Genomic DNA, 17,263 nt, shown 5'->3' with positions numbered 1-17,263 from the left:
GGGCGCGGTCACTCGGTGGGTGCCGGCCGGTGGCCGGGGGCGGGCGGACCGGGCCCGGTGGTACTCAGGCCCCGTCGGGGTCCGCCCGGTCCAGCGCGGGCCGCTGCATCGGCCGGGTGGTCAGCAGGTGGTCGGCGGCGGCGGTGTCCGTCACGAGGCTGGTCACCAGGCCGGAGCGGAGCACCGCGTCGATGGCGGCGGCCTTGCGCTGGCCGCCCGCGATGGCGACCACTTCGGGGATGCGCCGCAGCCGGTCGGCCTCGACGGTGATACAGCGCTCACCCAGGTCCCGGCCGACCCGGCGGCCCTCGGCGTCGAAGAGGTGCGCGGACATCTCGGCCGCGACGCCCAGGGAGGCGTAGTGCTCTCGCTCCTCCTTGGTCAGCATGTCGTGGACCGTGGAGATACCCGCCTCCCAGGACCCGATGGAGACGGCCGCGACGGTGACCTTGTCGAAGTACTCGAAGGCGCGGGCGATGCCGGTCTGGCTGCGCAGCGCGGCGGCCGTCGCCGCGTCGGGGAGAAGCATGGGCGCGTAGATGGGGTGGGCGTCGCCGCCTGAGACCTGGGCGGCGCGGCGCACCGCCTCGACCGAGCCGCGCTCCGCCGTGCCCGCGTCGTACACACCGGTCAGCTGTACGACCGTGCAGGGCGGCAGCCGGTCGAGGGCGGCGGCCATGTGGATCGTGGACCGGCCCCAGGCCAGGCCGAGCACGTCACCCTCGGTGACGAGCTCGCCGAGCAGGTCGGCCGCCACCTCTCCGAGGTTCTCCGGGTCGGCGGAGTCGGCGGAGTCGGCGTCGGCCGGCGATTCGACGACGACGGCGTGCCGGAGGCCGTAGCGGGCCCGCAGTGCGTCGGAGCGCTCGGCGTCGAGCTCGGCGGGCACCCGGATCTCGATGCGCACGAGGTCACGTTCGAGGGCGGTCTCCAGGACCCGGGCGACCTTGAAGCGGCTGACGCCGAACTCCTCCGCGATCTGGATCTTGGACTTGCCCTCGAGGTAGAAGCGTCGGGCCATGGCCGCCGCCTGCACCAGCTCAGCGGGTCCCATCCGCAGGGCCGACCGTCCCGCCGACGAAGCAGACACCGCGATCTCCTCACTGCTGTTCACACTCTGGACTCGCCGTTCATCCTGTCAGATCCGGCGGCCCTCGGTTCACCCGAGAGGGTGTGCGTTCACCAAGCTGTGGCTCAGTGGTCGCATGCCCAGGCGGCGGAGGCGGTCACCTCCTCGGCCCGGCGGCGCAGGGCGCGAACCGCGGCGGACGGGTCGGAGGCCCCGTACACCGCGGAACCGGCGACGAAGACGTCCGCGCCGGCCTCGGCGCAGCGCTCGATGGTGGACTCCGCCACCCCTCCGTCGACCTGCAGCCACAGCTGGAGGCCGTGCTTGTTGATGAGCTCACGGGTGCGGCGGATCTTGGGGAGCATGATGTCGAGGAAGGCCTGGCCTCCGAAGCCCGGCTCGACCGTCATGATCAGCAGCATGTCGAGCTCGGGGAGCAGGTCCTCGTACGGCTCGATGGGCGTCGCGGGCTTGAGCGCCATGGAGGCCCTGGCACCCTTGGCCCTGATCTCGCGGGCGAGGCGCACCGGCGCAGCGGCGGCCTCGACGTGGAAGGTGACCGATCCGGCGCCGGCCTCGACGTACTGCGGGGCCCAGCGGTCCGGGTCCTCGATCATCAGGTGGCAGTCCAGCGGGGTGTCCGTGGCCCGGCTGAGCGACTCGACTATCGGCACGCCGAGGGTCAGGTTGGGGACGAAGTGGTTGTCCATGACGTCGACGTGGAGCCAGTCGGCGCCATCGACGGCCTTCGCCTCGTCGGAGAGGCGGGCGAAGTCCGCGGACAGGATGCTGGGGTTGATCTGCACGGCCATGTCCCAAGACTGCCATGAGCCCGGGCCCCGGCGTCCCACCGGGTACGGACCAATGACCGCCCGTTTTTCCCGTTCCATTCCATGATGCCCGAGACCGGCACGGTCCGGCCCCCTCGGGCTGCGGCAGCGCACACGCCGGAACACGTCCGGGACACCGGGACACCGTTCCGGTGTGCGCGCGGAGCCGTCGTGATCGATACGGTTCGGGCGCGTGAGATGCGTGAGGCCGCCGCCGGAACGCGGGATGTCGTCGCGGACCCGGCGGCGTACCGCCGGGAGCCGCTCCCGAGCACCACGGCACGACGCCGCCGAGGCGACCCGACCGACTCGGGGCGGCGCGCCGCGAGACGGCGGGCGCGGGGACAGGTTCGGGCCCGGGCACCGGCGGCGGTCGCGGTGGGGTCGCCGGTCGCGGTGACGTGGGCAGTGGCGGCCCGTCACGCGGCCAGCCCGCGTCGCGCTCCCGGCCCGCCCGCCGGGCCGGCACTCCCGGCGCCGTCAATTACCCGCCTCCCGTGGGTCCGGGAGATCGATTCACCTCCGGGCCGGGTTCCGCTAGCCTGTCGCCCATGCACGGGGAATTAGAACAAAGCTCTAGTCTGAGCGGCAGCGGAGCCACGCCTCTGGACCCAGGTGATCCCCGGCGCATCGGCTCGTTCACTCTGCTGGGACTGCTCGGTTCCGGCGGTATGGGCCGCGTCTATCTGGGCACCGCGTCGGGACGGTACGTCGCGGTCAAGCTGGTGCTCCCGGCCCTGGCCGAGGACGAGGACTTCCTGCGCCACTTCGGGCACGAGCTCGACAATCTGGCCAGGCTGCCCCAGGGCGTCAGCGCGCGGCTGCTGGCGAGCGACCGCGTCTCCCAACCACCGTGGTTCGCCACCGAGTACATCCCGGGGACCACTCTGAGCGAGGCGCTGCGGCTGCACGGCGGCCCACTGCCGGGCGGGAGCCTCTGGCGGTTGCTGCGCGACGCTGCGGACGGTCTGCGCGCGGTGCACGCCGCCGGCATCGTGCACCGCGACCTCAAGCCGTCCAACGTCATGCTGACTCTCGACGGCGTCACCCTGATCGACTTCGGGGTGGCGCGGGCGTCCGACCAGAGCAGGCTGACCAAGAGCGGCATGGTGATCGGGACTCCGGCATACATGGCCCCGGAACAGGCGGTAGCGGAGCGGCAGTTGACGGGCGCGGCCGACGTGTTCGCCCTGGGCGGCCTGCTCGCCCGCGCGGCGAACGGGCGCCCGCCCTTCGGCACCGGGTCCGGGCCCGAACTGCTCTACCGGATCGTCCACACCGAACCCGACCTCGGAGAGCTGCCCGACACCGACCCCGGCCTGTGCGCCGTCGTCGAGTCCTGTCTGGCCAAGGACCCGAAGTCCCGTCCCACGGCTGCGGAGTTGCTCGATCTCGCGGCCGGACACGTACCGTCCGCGGCGCTCCCGGCGGCCGCGACGGCCGCGACGGCCGCGACGTCCTCACCGTGGCCGCCGGCCGTCACGGAGCAGATCGCCGAACGGGCCGCGTTCGCCGCGCGGCCTCCCGTGATCCGCCGGCCGGAGACCGAGTCCGGGTCCCAGCCCCCACCCGGGTCCGGGCCCGGGCCCGAGGCGCCCACGGCGGAGCTCACCTCCCCGCGGCCCACGGCACCCGAACCCGGGCAGGCCGCCCGGCCCGCCGCCGCGGCGGAGCCGGACCCCCAGCCCGCACCCGCCCGGGACAAGTCCCGAAAACGCCTCTCCCGCACGCTGTTCGTGGTGATCCCCGTCGTGGTGAGCACGGGAACGGCACTGATGGTCACCCTCGCGCCGTACGGCTCGTCCCCGCAGGGAGCGGCTCCGGGCGCCTCGTCGTCACCGTCCTCCGGCCCACCGTCCGGAGACCTGCCCACACCCCGTGCGTCCGCGCATCCTTCGGCGTCGTCGTCCCGCTCCGCCGGGTCCTCCCCCGCGCCCGGCTCCGCCCCGTCGTCGGAGCTCCCCCGCGGGTCGGGGGCCGGTGACGGCGGCACGGGCCGCTCCGGCGGCGCGGTGGCCGCGGACGGGGCCGCCGCCTCCGGAGGTTCGGGCGGCTCGGGTACGTCGGGGGACTCCGGCGCTACCGGCGGCTCGGGCAGCGGCGGCGGGCAGGACACCGCAGCGCTCCCCACCGGCCGGCACCGCCTCAAGAACTCCTCCGACGGCCAGTGCCTGGCGGACTTCGCGTACGCCGGTGTCAACCAACCCGCGCCCTCGCGCTGCGGCGCACCGGCGACCAACACCGGCACGCTCTCCTACGAGTGGACCTACTCGGCCGCCTCGGGCAGCACCTTCCGGCTCGTCAGCAAGGCATCCGGCAAGTGCCTGTCGGCGACATCGACGAACGGTTTCCCCGCGATCCAGAGCTGCGACGGATCCTCCGCCCAGGTCTGGCGGATCGGCTCCACCACGTCGGGCGGCGACACGATCAAGAACCCCGCCGGCGGCAAGTGCCTGGCGATGTCCGGCGCCAACGTGATCACCAGACCTTGCGACCCCGCCGACACCACCCAGCTGTGGCGGAACGCGTGACGTCCGGTCCGGCCGCCAACACAAGCGCGCCAAAGTAGAGACTCATTCTAGAATTCAATTCCATAAAGCCCTACTGTGCGAGCATGGACTATCGACGTACAGCCGTTGTCACAGGCGCCAACCGCGGGATCGGCTTCGCGGTGGCCGCCGAACTCACGCGCCGCGGCCACAGGGCTGTACTCGTCACCCGGAGCCGGGAGAACGGCGAGCGGGCGGCCGCGGCGCTCGGCGGCGCCAGCGGTCTGGTGGTGGGCGATCTGTCGGTGCTGTCCGGAGTGCGCTCGGTGGCGGACGAGTTACTGAGCCGGTACGACCGAATCGACGTGCTGGTGCACAACGCGGGCGTGTGGCCGTCCCGCCTGGTGCGTACCCCGGACGGATGGGAGCAGGCCTTCGCCGTGAACCATCTGGCGCCGTTTCTGCTCAACCACCTGCTGGAGGGGCGCCTGCTTGAGAGCCGGACCAGGGTCGTCCAGGTCAGCGCCGGCCTGTACGTCAAAGGACGGCTCGATCTGGACCTGACACCCACCGGTGCCGACTTCCACCGGATGCGGACCTACTGCACCACCAAGCTCGCCAACCTGCTCACGATCCCGCTGTTCGCCCGGCGCTGGCAGGGAGCGGGTGTGCGCATCGACGCCGTACACCCGGGCGTGGTCAGAACCGGTCTCGGAGATTCCGGCGGGATTTCCGGCCTGCTCCTGAAGGCGGTCAAACTGTCCTGGGCCGCACCCGAACAGGGCGCCGGGCCGGTGGTGGGGCTGGCCCTCGAACCCGGCTCGGCGTCGGGGCGCTACTTCGACGCCGGCCGGCAGCTGCCCCTCGCACCGGTCGCCGCCGATCAGATACTGGCTGGGCGGGTCTGGGAGCAGGCCATGTCGCTGACGGAGCTGCGCCGCGCCGCCTGAGGACGCCCGGCACACTGCCGGCCGCGTCCTCTCCCGGCGGTCGGACCGGCCCTCCGCGGGCGGTCCCCGGCAGGACCGGGCGGCCTAATCCGGCCGCAGGGAACGCCAGATCCGGTCGGGAAGAACGGCCGCCGCCTGCTTCAGGTCGATGTCGTACGTACTGGACAGCCAGCGGCGCGCGGCCTCCTCGACGGGGCCCATGACCAGCACTTCGAGCACGGGAGCGGGCAGGGGCGCGATCTCACCGGCTTCGACGCGCCGCGCGATCCACCCGGCGATCGCCTCGAACTTGACCGCCTTGGCCGCACGGATCTCCTCGGCGTGCGCGGCAAGATAGCCGGAGTAGGCGGACGCGTGCAGAAAGAGCGCGGCGTCGCGGCGTTCCTCCGTGAAACGCAGGTACTCCTGCACGAGCGCGCGTATTCCGGTCCGTGCGGTGCGGGTACGGGTCAGCGCGGCGCAGACGCTGTCCAGCAGCTGTTCCAGGCACCGGATGTAGAGGCCGGCGGCGAGACCGTCGAAGCTGCCGAAGTGGTGGTACAGACTGCCCAGACTGACTCCGCTCGCCGCGGTGACGGCGTTCACGGTGAAGCCCTGCCGGCCCGACGCCGCGTACACCTCGAGCGCGGTCGTGAGCAGTCGGTCGACGGTCGCCTCTCCTCGTTGCTGCTTAGGAGGCATACTTCGATCCCGTCGTCATGCGCGACACCCTATTGCACCTGGTGCGAGGAGGATTTCCACCGGCCCCCGCGTCCGGCCGCCGGACCGCTCAGCGGAGGCCGTTGATGCGGATCAGGTTGCCCGCGGGGTCGCGGAAGGCGCAGTCGCGAACGCCGTACGGCTGCTCGGTCGGTTCCTGGACGATCTCGGCGCCGCTCCCCCGCAACCGCTCGAAGGTGCCGTCGAGGTCCTTGGTGGCCAGGACGATGATGGCGTAGGTGCCCTTCGCCATCATCGCGGCGATGGTGCGGCGCTCGTCGTCGGTGATGCCGGGGTCGGCGGCCGGCGGATGCAGGACGATCGACGTCCCTGGCTGTTCGGCGGGACCGACCGTGATCCAGCGCATCCCTCCGTAACCGACGTCGTTGCGGACCTCGAACCCGAGAACGTCGCGGTAGAAGGCCAGCGAGGCGTCCGGGTCGTCGTGCGGGAGGAAGCTCGAGTGAATCGTGATGTCCATGACGTCACGCTAGTGGGTCGGTGACCGGCGCCTCTCGGTTCCTGATCGGTCTGGTCACCTGTTTCGCCACGCACGACGGCATCCCGGTCGTCGCGTGCGCCGCGTGGCGCCGGTAGGCGCTGGGCGGCATGCCGACCAGTTCGGAGAAGCGGGTGCTGAAGGTGCCCAGCGACGAGCAGCCGACCGCGAAGCAGACCTCGGTCACGCTGAGATCACCGCGGCGCAGCAGCGCCATGGCGCGTTCGATGCGCCGCGTCATCAGGTAGCTGTACGGCGACTCGCCGTAGGCGAGGCGGAACTGGCGGCTGAGGTGCCCTGCCGACATGTGTGCGCCGCGGGCGAGCGCCTCGACGTCCAGCGGCTGCGCGTATTCCCGGTCGATACGGTCGCGGACGCGGCGCAGCCGCGCGAGGTCGCGCAGGTGCTGTGCCGCGTCGGGACTGCTGCTCACAGTGAGATCGTGCCACGTCTGCGCGGGAGTTGCCCAGCGCCGCCGGTGTCCGGCCCGCTCCGTGTCCGCCCTCGCGAGGCTCCTGCGCGCCGTCCGTCCTGCGCCGGCGCGTCCCGTCGCCACCCGCGGCGCCCCTCACCAGCCGCCGGCATCCCCCGGGGCCGAACCGCCGCCCACCGCGATGTCGCCCAAAACGAGTGGCTCACCTCCGCCCTGCCGGCCACGGCCGGGCGGCGCCACCGGGGCCGTGCGGGGGCAGGACGTCCGCACCGTGATACCCACGCCGCCCGTGGCGCGGGCGCCGGGCCCGCGGACCGCGACGCCGTCGGGGTGCCCGCGACCCGGTGCCGGGCTGCCGGCTTCACGCACGCCTCCGCGCGGGCCGGCAGCGTCCGCGTCGCCGTCTCGCAGACGGATCCTCCCGCCACATCGCCGGCCGGGTGGCGCGAGAGGGTCAGGCCGTGCGCCTGAGCAGGGCGAGGTACATCGCGTCCGTCCCGTGGAGGTGCGGCCACAGCTGGACGTCGGGACCGTCGCCCAGCGCGGGGACACCCGGGAGCAGCGGGCGGGCGTCGATCCACTCGGCGCCGCCTTCCTTCTTCAGGACGTCGTCGACGACCACCCTGGTCTCCGCGAGGTGCGGTGAGCAGGTCGCGTAGCCGACGACACCTCCGACCCGGACCGCCTTCAGTGCCTCCCGCAGCAGCCCGCGCTGGAGGGAGGCGAAGCCCTCCAGGTCCGAGGGGCGGCGCCGCCAGCGGGCCTCGGGGCGGCGGCGCAGGGCGCCGAGGCCGGTGCAGGGCACGTCGACCAGGACCCGGTCGAAGGTGCCGGGCCGCCACGGCGGCCGGGTGCCGTCGGCGGCCACGACCTGGTACGGGCCCGGGTTGCCCGCCAGGGCCTTCCCGACGAGCCGTGCCCGGTGGGTCTGCTTCTCGGAGGCGAGCAGGAACGCGCCGCGCCCGGCGGCGAGCGCGGCCAGCAGCGCCGCCTTGCCGCCCGGGCCCGCGCAGCCGTCGAGCCAGCGCGTGTCGGAGCCCTCCAGCGGCGCGTCGGCCAGGGCGAGCGCCACGAGCTGGCTGCCCTCGTCCTGCACGCCGGCGCGCCCCTCGCGCACAGCGTCCAGCGCCCCCGGCTCCCCGCCCTCGGCGAGTCGCACCGCGTACGGCGACCAGCGGCCCGGGACGCCGCCCTCCGGGCCGAGCGTGTCCAGCAGTTCGGCGGCCGTGGACCGCCCCGGCCTGGCCACCAGGGTCACCTCGGGGCGCTCGTTGTCCGCCTCCAGCAGGTCCTCGATGCCGGCCCGGCCGCCGCCGAGGGAGTCCCACAGCGCGGAGACGATCCAGCGCGGGTGCGAGTGCACCACGGCGAGATGGTCCTCCGGGTCCTCGTCGTAGGGCGGGGCGACCTTCTCCAGCCAGCCGTCGAGGTCGTCCGCCGCGACCTTGCGCAGCACCGCGTTGACGAACTTCGCGCGCCCGTCGCCGAGGACGACCCGGGCCAGCTCGACGCTGGACGAGACCGCCGCGTGGGTGGGGATGCGGGTGCCGAGCAGCTGGTGCGTGCCGAGCGAGAGCACGTCGAGCACCGGCGGGTCCACCTCGCGCAGCGGCCGGTCGACGCACTCCGCGATGATCGCGTCGTATGTGCCCTGGCGGCGCAGGGTCCCGTACACCAGCTCGGTCGCGAGCGCGGCGTCCCGGGTGTCGAAGTCGCCCTTCTCGCGGGCCTTGCGCAGCAGCGGGGGCAGCACGAGGTTCGCGTAGGCGTCGCGTTCGTCGACGGCACGCAGCGCCTCGAAGGCGAGGATCCTGACGGGGTCCTTCTGCGGGCGGCGGTACGGCTTCGAGGACTTCGCGGCCTTCGCGGGCCCCGACGGGCGCGACTGGGGACGGCGACGCGGCTGATCGTTCACGTACAAGGTGCTCCGGATCGGGAAGTGAGACACGCGGTGGGACCCACCGGCGGTACGCCTCCCAGCCTACGCGCCCAGCCGTTCCCCCTCGGCGATGCGCACCCCGCGGGCCCAGTCGGCCCCCTTCATCGGCTTCTTGCCCTGCGGCTGCACCCACAGCAGCTCGACGGCGTGCGAACCGGAGCCCGCGTACACGTTGTTCTTGCCCGCCGACAGCTGTCCGGGCGTGAGTTCCGTACGGTCGGGGGCGGGCGCCACCTGCACCAGCTTCAGCCGCTCCCCGCGGAACAGCGTCCACGCCCCGGGGGCGGGCGTGCAGGCCCGCACCACCCGGTCGACGCGCAGGGCGGGCGCGGACCAGTCCACCTCGGCGTCCTCGACGTTGATCTTCGGGGCGAGGGAGACGCCCTCGGCGGGCTGCGGCACCGCCTTGAGGGTGCCGTCCTCGATGCCGTCCATGGTGGCGGCGAGCAGCCCGGCGCCCGCGAAGGCCAGCCGGGTCAGCAGGTCGCCGCTGGTGTCCGTGGGCCGTACCGCCTCGGTGACCGTGCCGAAGACCGGACCGGAGTCCAGCCCCTCCTCGATGAGGAAGGTCGAGGCCCCGGTGATCTCGTCGCCCGCCATGACGGCGTGCTGCACGGGCGCTGCTCCCCGCCAGGCGGGGAGCAGCGAGAAGTGCAGGTTGACCCAGCCGTGCCGCGGGACGTCCAGGGCGACCCCGGGCAGCAGCGCGCCGTACGCCACCACGGGGCAGCAGTCGGGCGCGATCTCGCGCAGGCGCGCCAGGAAGTCCTCGTCGCGCGGCCTCGCGGGCTTCAGCACCTCGATGCCGGCCTCCTCGGCGCGCTGCGCGACCGGGCTCGCGACCAGACGGCGGCCGCGTCCCGCGGGCGCGTCGGGCCGCGTGACCACGGCAGCGACCTCGTGCCGGCCGGAGGCGATCAGGGCGTCCAGGGCGGGGACGGCGACCTCGGGGGTGCCTGCGAAGACGAGCTTCATGGGTGACTGACTGCCTCTCAGGCGGTAGGGGCACGTGCGGGGATCATGCAGCGCACCAGTCTATGGGCCGTGGATCGAGGGGGCGTACGCACCGGCGCGCGCCCTGTGCGCCCGTCGGCACGCCCCGGCACCGTGACCCTGACGGCGGGTGGCGCGTTGGTCAAGAAAGAGTTGACCACAACGGGCCGCCGACAGCGGCCCGGTCCATTTCAACGCCGGTTCGAGAGGCTTGTTCATGGCCGACCACGCAACGCACGACGCCCAGGCACGGGCCAGCCTGCACCTGCTGGTGCGGGACATCGAGCGGGTCCGCCGGCAGGTGGACGCACTGCGCACCCTCACCGCCCAGCTCGGCAATGTCTACCGCCCGCGCCGCTCCGGCCCTTCCACGGGCTTCGTCGTCTACGGGCGGGCGCCGGCCCCGACCGTCCGTCTCGCGCAGGAACTCAGGGACAGTGTGGAGACCCTGGTGACCGCCGCGGTCGACTTCGACCGCTCGCTGGGGTTCTCGTGGGACGCGGTGGGCTCGGCGCTCGGGGTCACCAAGCAGGCGGTGCACCGCCGTTACGGGGCGCGGCGCGCCACGGCCGCCCAGCCGGGCGCGGTCGAGGCGGAGCCGGCACGGGAGACCGCGGGCGCCGCGGTCCGCACGGAGACCCCCGGCCCGCGCTCCCCGCTGCCGGGCGTGCCCACCGTGCCCGCCGCCCGCTCGATGCCGCAGCAGCCCACGTCGAGCGGTTCCGCGTCCCGGGAGCTGTCCCGGGAGCTGTCCCGTGACCTGCCGCGCGATCTTCCCCTGGAACTGTCCCGCGACGACGCCCGGCCGAGCGCACTCCCCAGCCCGCGCAACGGCTGACTCCAGTGCCGCCGCGGCCGGACGGGCCCGTCCTCCGGGGCCCGTCCGGCACCCGCAGGCGCGGCCGGGCCGCATCGGCCAGGGGGCACTCCCGCCACCGGCGACGACCTGGGCAGCCGACCACCGGGCCCGCACCCCGGGCTGCCCGACTCCACGCGGTACACCACCGGCCCCCGCATCGTGTTCCCGGGCCGGCACCCACAGCCCGTGCCAAGACGGCACACCCAACGGCACACCCTCCGGCAGGACCGCGCAACGACCCGGGCCCCGGCCCCGGCGGCCCGTCGCCGCGCGGCACACCACCGGAAGACGGCCCGGGCCTTCCCGTACGACTCTCCCGCGCGACGGAAGCCGGCACCGGGCCCGCGGCCGGCCGCGGCCGCCGGCCACTCTCGGTGCCGCACGGGGCGCCGGCGGCCAGACACCGGGCCGCCACGGTCCCCGGCCCACTCGCCACCCTCGTACGACCGCCGACCCGTCAGCCGATGTCGGGCGGGTCGATCCTGATCCGTACCCGAGTCCCGTTCCCGCGCGTCATCCGCGCCGCCTGGGCCGCCTTCAGGGACTGGGCCAGCGCCGCGCCCCGCCCCGTCGGCACCCGGATCAGCGCACGCTCCCAGGTCTCCCCCGGCGGCGCGTCCCCCGGCATGCGCGGCCGTCCCGGAGCCGGCCCCGCCAGCGGCACCGGCCCCAGCACCTCGGCCTCCGCGGGCAGCCGGGCCTCCACCAGGAACTCGGTGACCGCCTCGGGTACGCCGGTCACCGAGGCCATCCGGGACACCGGCGGGAACCCCAGCTGGGACCGGTCCGCGAGCTCCCGCACCGCGTGCCCCACCGGGTCCCAGCGCACCAGCGCCTGCACCGGCCGCAGTGTCGGCTCGGCGACGACCACCACCGTGCCGCCCTCGCCCTGCGCCCGCACCAGCGAGGCGGCGCCGATCCAGCGCCGCAGTGCCTCCTCCCCGGCCCGCAGGTCCGGGCGCCCCAGCATCGCCCAGCCGTCGAGCAGCAGCGCCGCCGCGTAGCCCGGTCCTTCGGGGACCGGCTCGGCGCCCGGGGTGCTCACGACCAGGGCGGGCAGGTCGGGCACGGTGTCGAGTACATGCTCACGCCCCGAGGTGCGTACCGGCACCGCGGGAAAAGCCCGCCCCAACTCCTCGGCGGTGCGCCGCGCCCCCACGATCTGGGCACGCAGCCGCGCGCCGCCGCACTCCGCGCAGTGCCAGGCCGTCTCCGCGCGGCCGCACCAGCCGCAGCGCAGTTCGTGTTCGCGCGGCGCCTCGAGCGGCCCCGAGCACTGCGTGCACCGGGCGGGCGCGCGGCAGCGCTCACAGGCCAGCCGGGGCGCGTAGCCGCGGCGTGGGACCTGCACCAGCACCGGGCCGGTACGCAGACCGTCCCGCACCGTCTGCCAGGCGAGGCTCGGCAGACGGGCGGCCCTGGCAGCCTCGTCCCTGGCCAGGTCGCCGTCGCCGACCGTGCGCACCAGGGGCGCCGCCGCGCGCACCCGCTCGCGGTCCGCGGCGAGTGGCAGCGCCCAGCCCGTGTCGACGAGCTGCGCCGCCTCGACCGTGCAGCTCGTGCCGCCGAGCAGGAAACCGCAGTGGTCGTGGGCGGCCCGCAGCAGCAGCACCTCCCTGGCGTGCGGCTGGGGCGCGTGCGGCTCGCTGTGGCTGGAGTCGCCATCGTCCCAGATCACCACGAGTCCGAGGTCGCGCACGGGCGCGAACATCGCGGCGCGGGTCCCGACGACGGCCCGGACGGAGCCGCGCCGGACCGCGAGCCACTGGCGGTATCTCGTCTCCGGGCCCGCCTCGGCCGTCAGCACCCCGTGGTGCCCCTCGCCCATCAGCTCCTTGAGGGCGGCGTCGACCCGTGCCACGGACCGGCCGTCCGGCATGACGACGAGCGCCCCGCGCCCGGCGGCCAGCGTCGCCGCGACGGCCCGGGCGAGTTCGGCGGGCCAGTGGGGCCCCGGCAGCGCGGTCCACACCGCTCTGGCAGGCGCGCCCCGGCCGAGCGCCTCCAGGAACGCCGGTCCCGTGCCGTAGCGCGCCCAGGTGCCCGCTTCCGGCATCCCCGGAGGCGGCAACGGCTCCGGCGAGGGCCTGGACTCGGCGCGCGCGTTCCTCGGCGGCACCGCCAGCTGCAGTACGTCGGCGAGGCTGCCGGCGTAGCGGTCGGCGACGGCCCGGGCGAGCCCCAGCAGCTCGGGGCTCAGCACCGGCTCGGGGGACAGCACCTGGGCCAGCGCGGCGAGCGGGCCGCGGTAGTCCGAGTCCGCGCGCCGCTCGACGATGAACCCGTCGATCAGGCCGCCGCCCTCGCGCCGTCCCTGCCGCACCCGGTGCGTCCCGGCCCCGAACCGCACCCGCACCCGGACTCCGGGCTGGGCGTCGGCGTCCATCTCGGCGGGCACGGCGTAGTCGAAGTACCGGTCGAGGTGCAGGACGCCCTTGTTGACCACCACCCGCGCCACCGGCAGCTCGGCCGCCACCGCGGCCCCGCGCCAGGTCCGCGGCTTCGCCCTGCGCACCGTCTCCCGGATGAGCGCAAGCTGCTCCGGCTCCCCCGGCCGCCCGTCCTCGCTGCTCACAGCCCCATACCTACCAGACCCCGCTGACACCGGCTTTCCACGTCCCGGCCTGGCCCGTGGCGGCCCGTGCGCTCTCCGCTCCGGAAGAGCCCGGCCCCCCGCCCGGCGCCGGCCTGCCGTTCACCGGCCCGCCCGGCCGCTTCCGCCCGTTCCGGGGGCAGGCGACGCACCGGGGCCCGGCGCTCCGCGTGCGGTGGAGTGCCGGGCCCCGGGCCGGGACGAAGAGGGCCGGTGTCCTACAGGCCCGTCGCCGCGCGCAGCGCGTCGACGCGGTCGGTGCGCTCCCAGGTGAAGTCGGGGAGCTCGCGTCCGAAGTGGCCGTACGCCGCGGTCTGGGAGTAGATCGGGCGCAGGAGCTCCAGGTCGCGGATGATCGCGGCCGGGCGGAGGTCGAAGACCTCGGCGATGGCCTGCTCGATCTTGTCGACGTCGACGGTGTGGGTGCCGAAGGTCTCGACGAAGAGGCCGACGGGCTCGGCCTTGCCGATGGCGTAGGCGACCTGGACCTCGCAGCGGGCGGCGAGGCCCGCGGCGACGATGTTCTTGGCGACCCAGCGCGTCGCGTAGGCGGCGGACCGGTCGACCTTGGACGGGTCCTTGCCGGAGAACGCGCCGCCGCCGTGGCGGGCCATGCCGCCGTAGGTGTCGATGATGATCTTGCGGCCGGTCAGTCCGGCGTCGCCCATGGGGCCGCCGATCTCGAAGCGGCCGGTGGGGTTGACCAGGAGGCGGTAGCCCTCGGTGTCGAGCTTGATGCCGTCCTCGATGAGCTGGGCCAGGACGTGCTCGACGACGAACTCGCGGATGTCGGGCGCGAGCAGCGACTCCAGGTCGATGTCGGAGGCGTGCTGCGAGGAGACGACGACGGTGTCCAGGCGGACGGCCTTGTCACCGTCGTACTCGATGGTGACCTGCGTCTTGCCGTCGGGGCGCAGGTAGGGGATGGTCCCGTTCTTGCGGACGTCGGTCAGCCGGCGGGAGAGCCGGTGAGCGAGGTAGATCGGCAGCGGCATCAGCTCGGGCGTCTCGTCGCAGGCGTAGCCGAACATCAGGCCCTGGTCGCCCGCGCCCTGGCGGTCCAGTTCGTCGCCGTCACCCTCGACCCGGGCCTCGTACGCCGTGTCGACGCCCTGCGCGATGTCGGGGGACTGCGAACCGATGGACACCGACACGCCGCAGGAGGCGCCGTCGAAGCCCTTCTTCGAGGAGTCGTAGCCGATCTCGAGGATCTTTTCCCGGACGAGCGTCGGAATGTCGGCGTAGGCCTTCGTGGTCACCTCGCCGGCCACGTGCACCAGGCCGGTGGTGATCAGCGTCTCGACGGCGACGCGGGACGTGGGGTCCTCGCGCAGCAGCGCGTCGAGAATGGTGTCGCTGATCTGGTCAGCGATCTTGTCGGGGTGACCCTCGGTCACGGATTCCGAGGTGAACAGGCGGCGGGACACATCGCTCCCTGGGGTTGCAGCGGCTGCTGGCTGATCATTTACGGACCGGCAGGGGGCTGCCCCCGCGTGGTTCCGGAAGTAGTTTATCTGTCGCGGTGGGTCTGCGGGCAGAGAGAGTCGTCTAGTGGAATGCCGTGACCTGCGGCACGGCATTGTGTGCTACGACGATCCGCCTCCGCCAGGCATCCGCGCGCGGGTTTCCCGTTCGTTTCGCGCCGGTTCACTCACCCGTCGTACAGGAAGTGCCCCGACCGGCGTCCGGCCGGTCAGGGCAGGCGGGGGACGACCAGGTCCCAGACGGTGTCGGCGAGGGATTCCTTGGGTCCGTGCGGCACGGGCGTCTCGGCGCCGTCGGCCGCGAGGACCACGGCTTCGTTCTGCTCGGAGCCGAAGGTCTTGCTCTCCCCCACCTCGTTGACGACGAGCAGGTCACAGCCCTTGCGCCGCAGTTTCTCGCGGCCGTTGGCGAGGACGTCGTCCGTCTCGGCGGCGAAGCCGACGATCAGCTGCCCCGGCACGGCGCGGTCGGCGGAGATCTCGGCGAGGATGTCCGGGTTGCGGACGAGCGCGACGGGCTCGGGGTCCCGGCCGTCCTTCTTCTTGATCTTGCCCTCGGCGTAGGCGGCGGGGCGGAAGTCGGCGACGGCGGCGGCCATGACCACGACGTCGGCGTCCGCGGCGGCCTTGACGACGGCCTCGCGCATCTGCAGGGCGGTGCCGACGTGGACGACGTCGGCTCCCGCCGGGTCGGGCAGGGCGGCGTTGGCCGAGACAAGAGTCACCCGGGCGCCGCGCGCGACGGCGGTGCGGGCGAAGGCGTACCCCTGCTTGCCCGAGGAGCGGTTGCCGAGGAAGCGGACGGGGTCGAGGGGCTCGCGGGTGCCGCCTGCGCTGATCACGACGTGCCGGCCCGCGAGGTCGGGCACGGGCGCGCCGCGCTCCAGCACCCGGCGGCAGACCTCGAAGATCTCGCCGGGCTCGGGGAGGCGTCCCTTGCCGGTGTCGGCGCCGGTGAGCCGGCCGGTCGCGGGCTCGATGACGACGGCGCCCCGGCGGCGCAGCACGGACACGTTCTCCCGGGTGGCGGGGTGCTCCCACATCTCGGTGTGCATGGCGGGGGCGAAGACGACCGGACATCGCGCGGTGAGGAGCGTGTTGGTGAGCAGGTCGTCCGCGAGGCCGTGGGCGGCCCTGGCCAGGGTGTCGGCGGTGGCCGGAGCGACCACGACGAGGTCGGCCTCCTGCCCGGTCCTGACGTGCGGCACCTCGTGGACGTCGTCCCAGACCTCGGTGGAGACGGGGTGGCCGGAGAGCGCGGACCAGGTGGCCGCGCCGACGAAGTGGAGCGCGGAGGCGGTGGGCACCACCCGCACGTCGTGGCCGGACTCGGTCAGCCGGCGCAGCAGCTCGCACGCCTTGTAGGCGGCGATGCCGCCGCTGACTCCCAGAACGACCTTGGGCTTGTCCACCACGTCTCCCTGACTCCCCGTTCACCGGCTCGGTACACCCTCTATGACACACCACAGGCCCGGCGGACGCGCCGCCGGGCCTGTGGTGAATGAGCTGTGTGCCGTGCGCCTACTGTGCCGGGGCCTCGATGGCCTCGGAGGTCAGCAGACCCGCGTTGATCTCGCGCAGGGCGATCGAAAGCGGCTTCTCGTGGACGTGGGTGTCCACCAGCGGACCGACGTACTCGAGCAGGCCCTCACCGAGCTGCGAGTAGTACGCGTTGATCTGACGGGCACGCTTGGCCGCGTAGATGACGAGGCTGTACTTCGAGTCAGTGGCCTCGAGGAGCTCGTCGATCGGCGGGTTGATGATGCCCTCGGGCGCGGTGATGGAAGAGGACACGCTCTACCTTCCGAAAAGTGGACAAAGATTGAGACAATGCTCAGACAACTTCCATCAAGGCTAGCAGCTCGCGCGCGACGTCCTCGACGGAGGTGTTCACCAGGGTCACGTCGAACTCCGGCTCCGCCGCGAGTTCGACCTTGGCCGCCCCGAGCCTGCGCTCGATGACCTCGGGCGACTCCGTGCCGCGCCCGGTGAGCCGGCGGACCAGCTCGTCCCAGCCGGGCGGCGCGAGGAAGACCAGCTGCGCCTCGGGCATGGACTCTCGGACGAGCCGGGCGCCCTGGAGGTCGATCTCCAGCAGCACCGGCTCACCCGCCTCCAGCCGCTCCATGACGGCGGCGCGGGGCGTGCCGTAGCGGTTGCCCGCGAACTCGGCCCACTCCAGGAGCTCACCGTTGGCGACCAGCTTGTCGAACTCGTCGTCCGAGACGAAGAAGTACTGGACGCCGTGCTGTTCGCCGGGGCGTGGCTTCCTGGTGGTCGCGGAGACCGAGAGCCAGACATCCGGATGGACCTTGCGCATATGGGCGACGACCGTGCTCTTGCCGACCCCTGAGGGGCCGGAGAGCACGGTCAGCCGCGGACGATCGCTCATGGACCGATTATCCAGGTTCCCGGGAGTGCCCGGG

Annotated in this window: 15 protein-coding genes; 3 read left to right on the top strand and 12 right to left on the bottom strand. The window is 73.7% G+C overall.

Annotated features, from left to right (window positions below; all coding sequences use genetic code 11):
- Positions 1-64 precede the first annotated feature (64 nt).
- Together GUY61_RS06990 and rpe are read right to left on the bottom strand one after the other, a co-directional pair.
- Entirely contained in the window at positions 65-1,114 is a 1,050-nt protein-coding gene (locus GUY61_RS06990) for a sugar-binding transcriptional regulator (protein WP_166629184.1), read from the bottom strand.
- A gap of 80 nt (positions 1,115-1,194) precedes the next feature.
- A complete protein-coding gene (rpe, locus tag GUY61_RS06985; RefSeq protein WP_166629183.1) occupies positions 1,195-1,881 on the bottom strand; it encodes a ribulose-phosphate 3-epimerase in 687 nt (228 codons plus the stop codon).
- 569 nt (positions 1,882-2,450) lie between these two features.
- Between rpe and GUY61_RS41110 the strand changes: the two genes are divergently transcribed.
- Together GUY61_RS41110 and GUY61_RS06975 are read left to right on the top strand one after the other, a co-directional pair.
- The gene (locus GUY61_RS41110; protein ID WP_166629182.1) at positions 2,451-4,430 is read left to right on the top strand and encodes a serine/threonine protein kinase; all 1,980 of its coding nucleotides are present in this window, start codon (positions 2,451-2,453) and stop codon (positions 4,428-4,430) included.
- 83 nt (positions 4,431-4,513) lie between these two features.
- Positions 4,514-5,338, top strand: coding sequence for an SDR family NAD(P)-dependent oxidoreductase (locus GUY61_RS06975; RefSeq protein ID WP_166629181.1), 825 nt, complete (start codon positions 4,514-4,516; stop codon positions 5,336-5,338).
- 84 nt (positions 5,339-5,422) lie between these two features.
- On the opposite strand, the gene GUY61_RS06970 is transcribed toward GUY61_RS06975, so the two are convergent.
- From GUY61_RS06970 to fmt, 5 genes are all read right to left on the bottom strand, one after another.
- Positions 5,423-6,019 carry a TetR/AcrR family transcriptional regulator gene (locus GUY61_RS06970; protein WP_166629180.1) on the bottom strand — a complete coding sequence of 199 codons (597 nt, stop codon included), beginning with the start codon at positions 6,017-6,019 and terminating at the stop codon, positions 5,423-5,425.
- 88 nt (positions 6,020-6,107) lie between these two features.
- Positions 6,108-6,518, bottom strand: coding sequence for a VOC family protein (locus GUY61_RS06965; protein ID WP_166629179.1), 411 nt, complete (start codon positions 6,516-6,518; stop codon positions 6,108-6,110).
- A 4-nt stretch (positions 6,519-6,522) separates the two neighbouring features.
- Positions 6,523-6,969: a helix-turn-helix transcriptional regulator gene (locus GUY61_RS06960; RefSeq protein ID WP_166629178.1), complete on the bottom strand. Its 447-nt coding sequence runs from the start codon at positions 6,967-6,969 to the stop codon at positions 6,523-6,525.
- 454 nt (positions 6,970-7,423) lie between these two features.
- A complete protein-coding gene (locus GUY61_RS06955) occupies positions 7,424-8,884 on the bottom strand; it encodes a transcription antitermination factor NusB (protein ID WP_166629177.1) in 1,461 nt (486 codons plus the stop codon).
- Positions 8,885-8,950: 66 nt separating this feature from the next.
- The gene (gene fmt, locus GUY61_RS06950; protein WP_166629176.1) at positions 8,951-9,883 is read right to left on the bottom strand and encodes a methionyl-tRNA formyltransferase; all 933 of its coding nucleotides are present in this window, start codon (positions 9,881-9,883) and stop codon (positions 8,951-8,953) included.
- A gap of 235 nt (positions 9,884-10,118) precedes the next feature.
- Between fmt and GUY61_RS06945 the strand changes: the two genes are divergently transcribed.
- Positions 10,119-10,739, top strand: a complete 621-nt coding sequence (locus GUY61_RS06945) for a hypothetical protein (protein WP_166629175.1) — start codon at positions 10,119-10,121, stop codon at positions 10,737-10,739.
- 478 nt (positions 10,740-11,217) lie between these two features.
- On the opposite strand, the gene GUY61_RS06940 is transcribed toward GUY61_RS06945, so the two are convergent.
- From GUY61_RS06940 to gmk, 5 genes are all read right to left on the bottom strand, one after another.
- Complete coding sequence (locus tag GUY61_RS06940; RefSeq protein ID WP_166629174.1) at positions 11,218-13,335, bottom strand: primosomal protein N'; 2,118 nt, start codon at positions 13,333-13,335, stop codon at positions 11,218-11,220.
- Positions 13,336-13,571: 236 nt separating this feature from the next.
- Entirely contained in the window at positions 13,572-14,780 is a 1,209-nt protein-coding gene (gene metK, locus GUY61_RS06935; RefSeq protein WP_166629173.1) for a methionine adenosyltransferase, read from the bottom strand.
- A 266-nt stretch (positions 14,781-15,046) separates the two neighbouring features.
- Entirely contained in the window at positions 15,047-16,249 is a 1,203-nt protein-coding gene (coaBC, locus tag GUY61_RS06930) for a bifunctional phosphopantothenoylcysteine decarboxylase/phosphopantothenate--cysteine ligase CoaBC (protein ID WP_166629172.1), read from the bottom strand.
- Between the two features lie 109 nt (positions 16,250-16,358).
- The gene (rpoZ, locus tag GUY61_RS06925) at positions 16,359-16,631 is read right to left on the bottom strand and encodes a DNA-directed RNA polymerase subunit omega (protein ID WP_004948662.1); all 273 of its coding nucleotides are present in this window, start codon (positions 16,629-16,631) and stop codon (positions 16,359-16,361) included.
- Positions 16,632-16,671: 40 nt separating this feature from the next.
- Positions 16,672-17,229, bottom strand: a complete 558-nt coding sequence (gene gmk / locus GUY61_RS06920) for a guanylate kinase (protein ID WP_166629171.1) — start codon at positions 17,227-17,229, stop codon at positions 16,672-16,674.
- Between the last annotated feature and the right edge of the window lie 34 nt (positions 17,230-17,263).

Origin of the sequence: Streptomyces sp. GC420, from assembly GCF_009916105.1 — a bacterium.
Classification (GTDB): Bacteria; Actinomycetota; Actinomycetes; order Streptomycetales; family Streptomycetaceae; genus Streptomyces.
The sequence above is the reverse complement of the archived record's forward strand: the minus strand, read 5'-3'. Positions and strand labels throughout refer to the sequence as shown.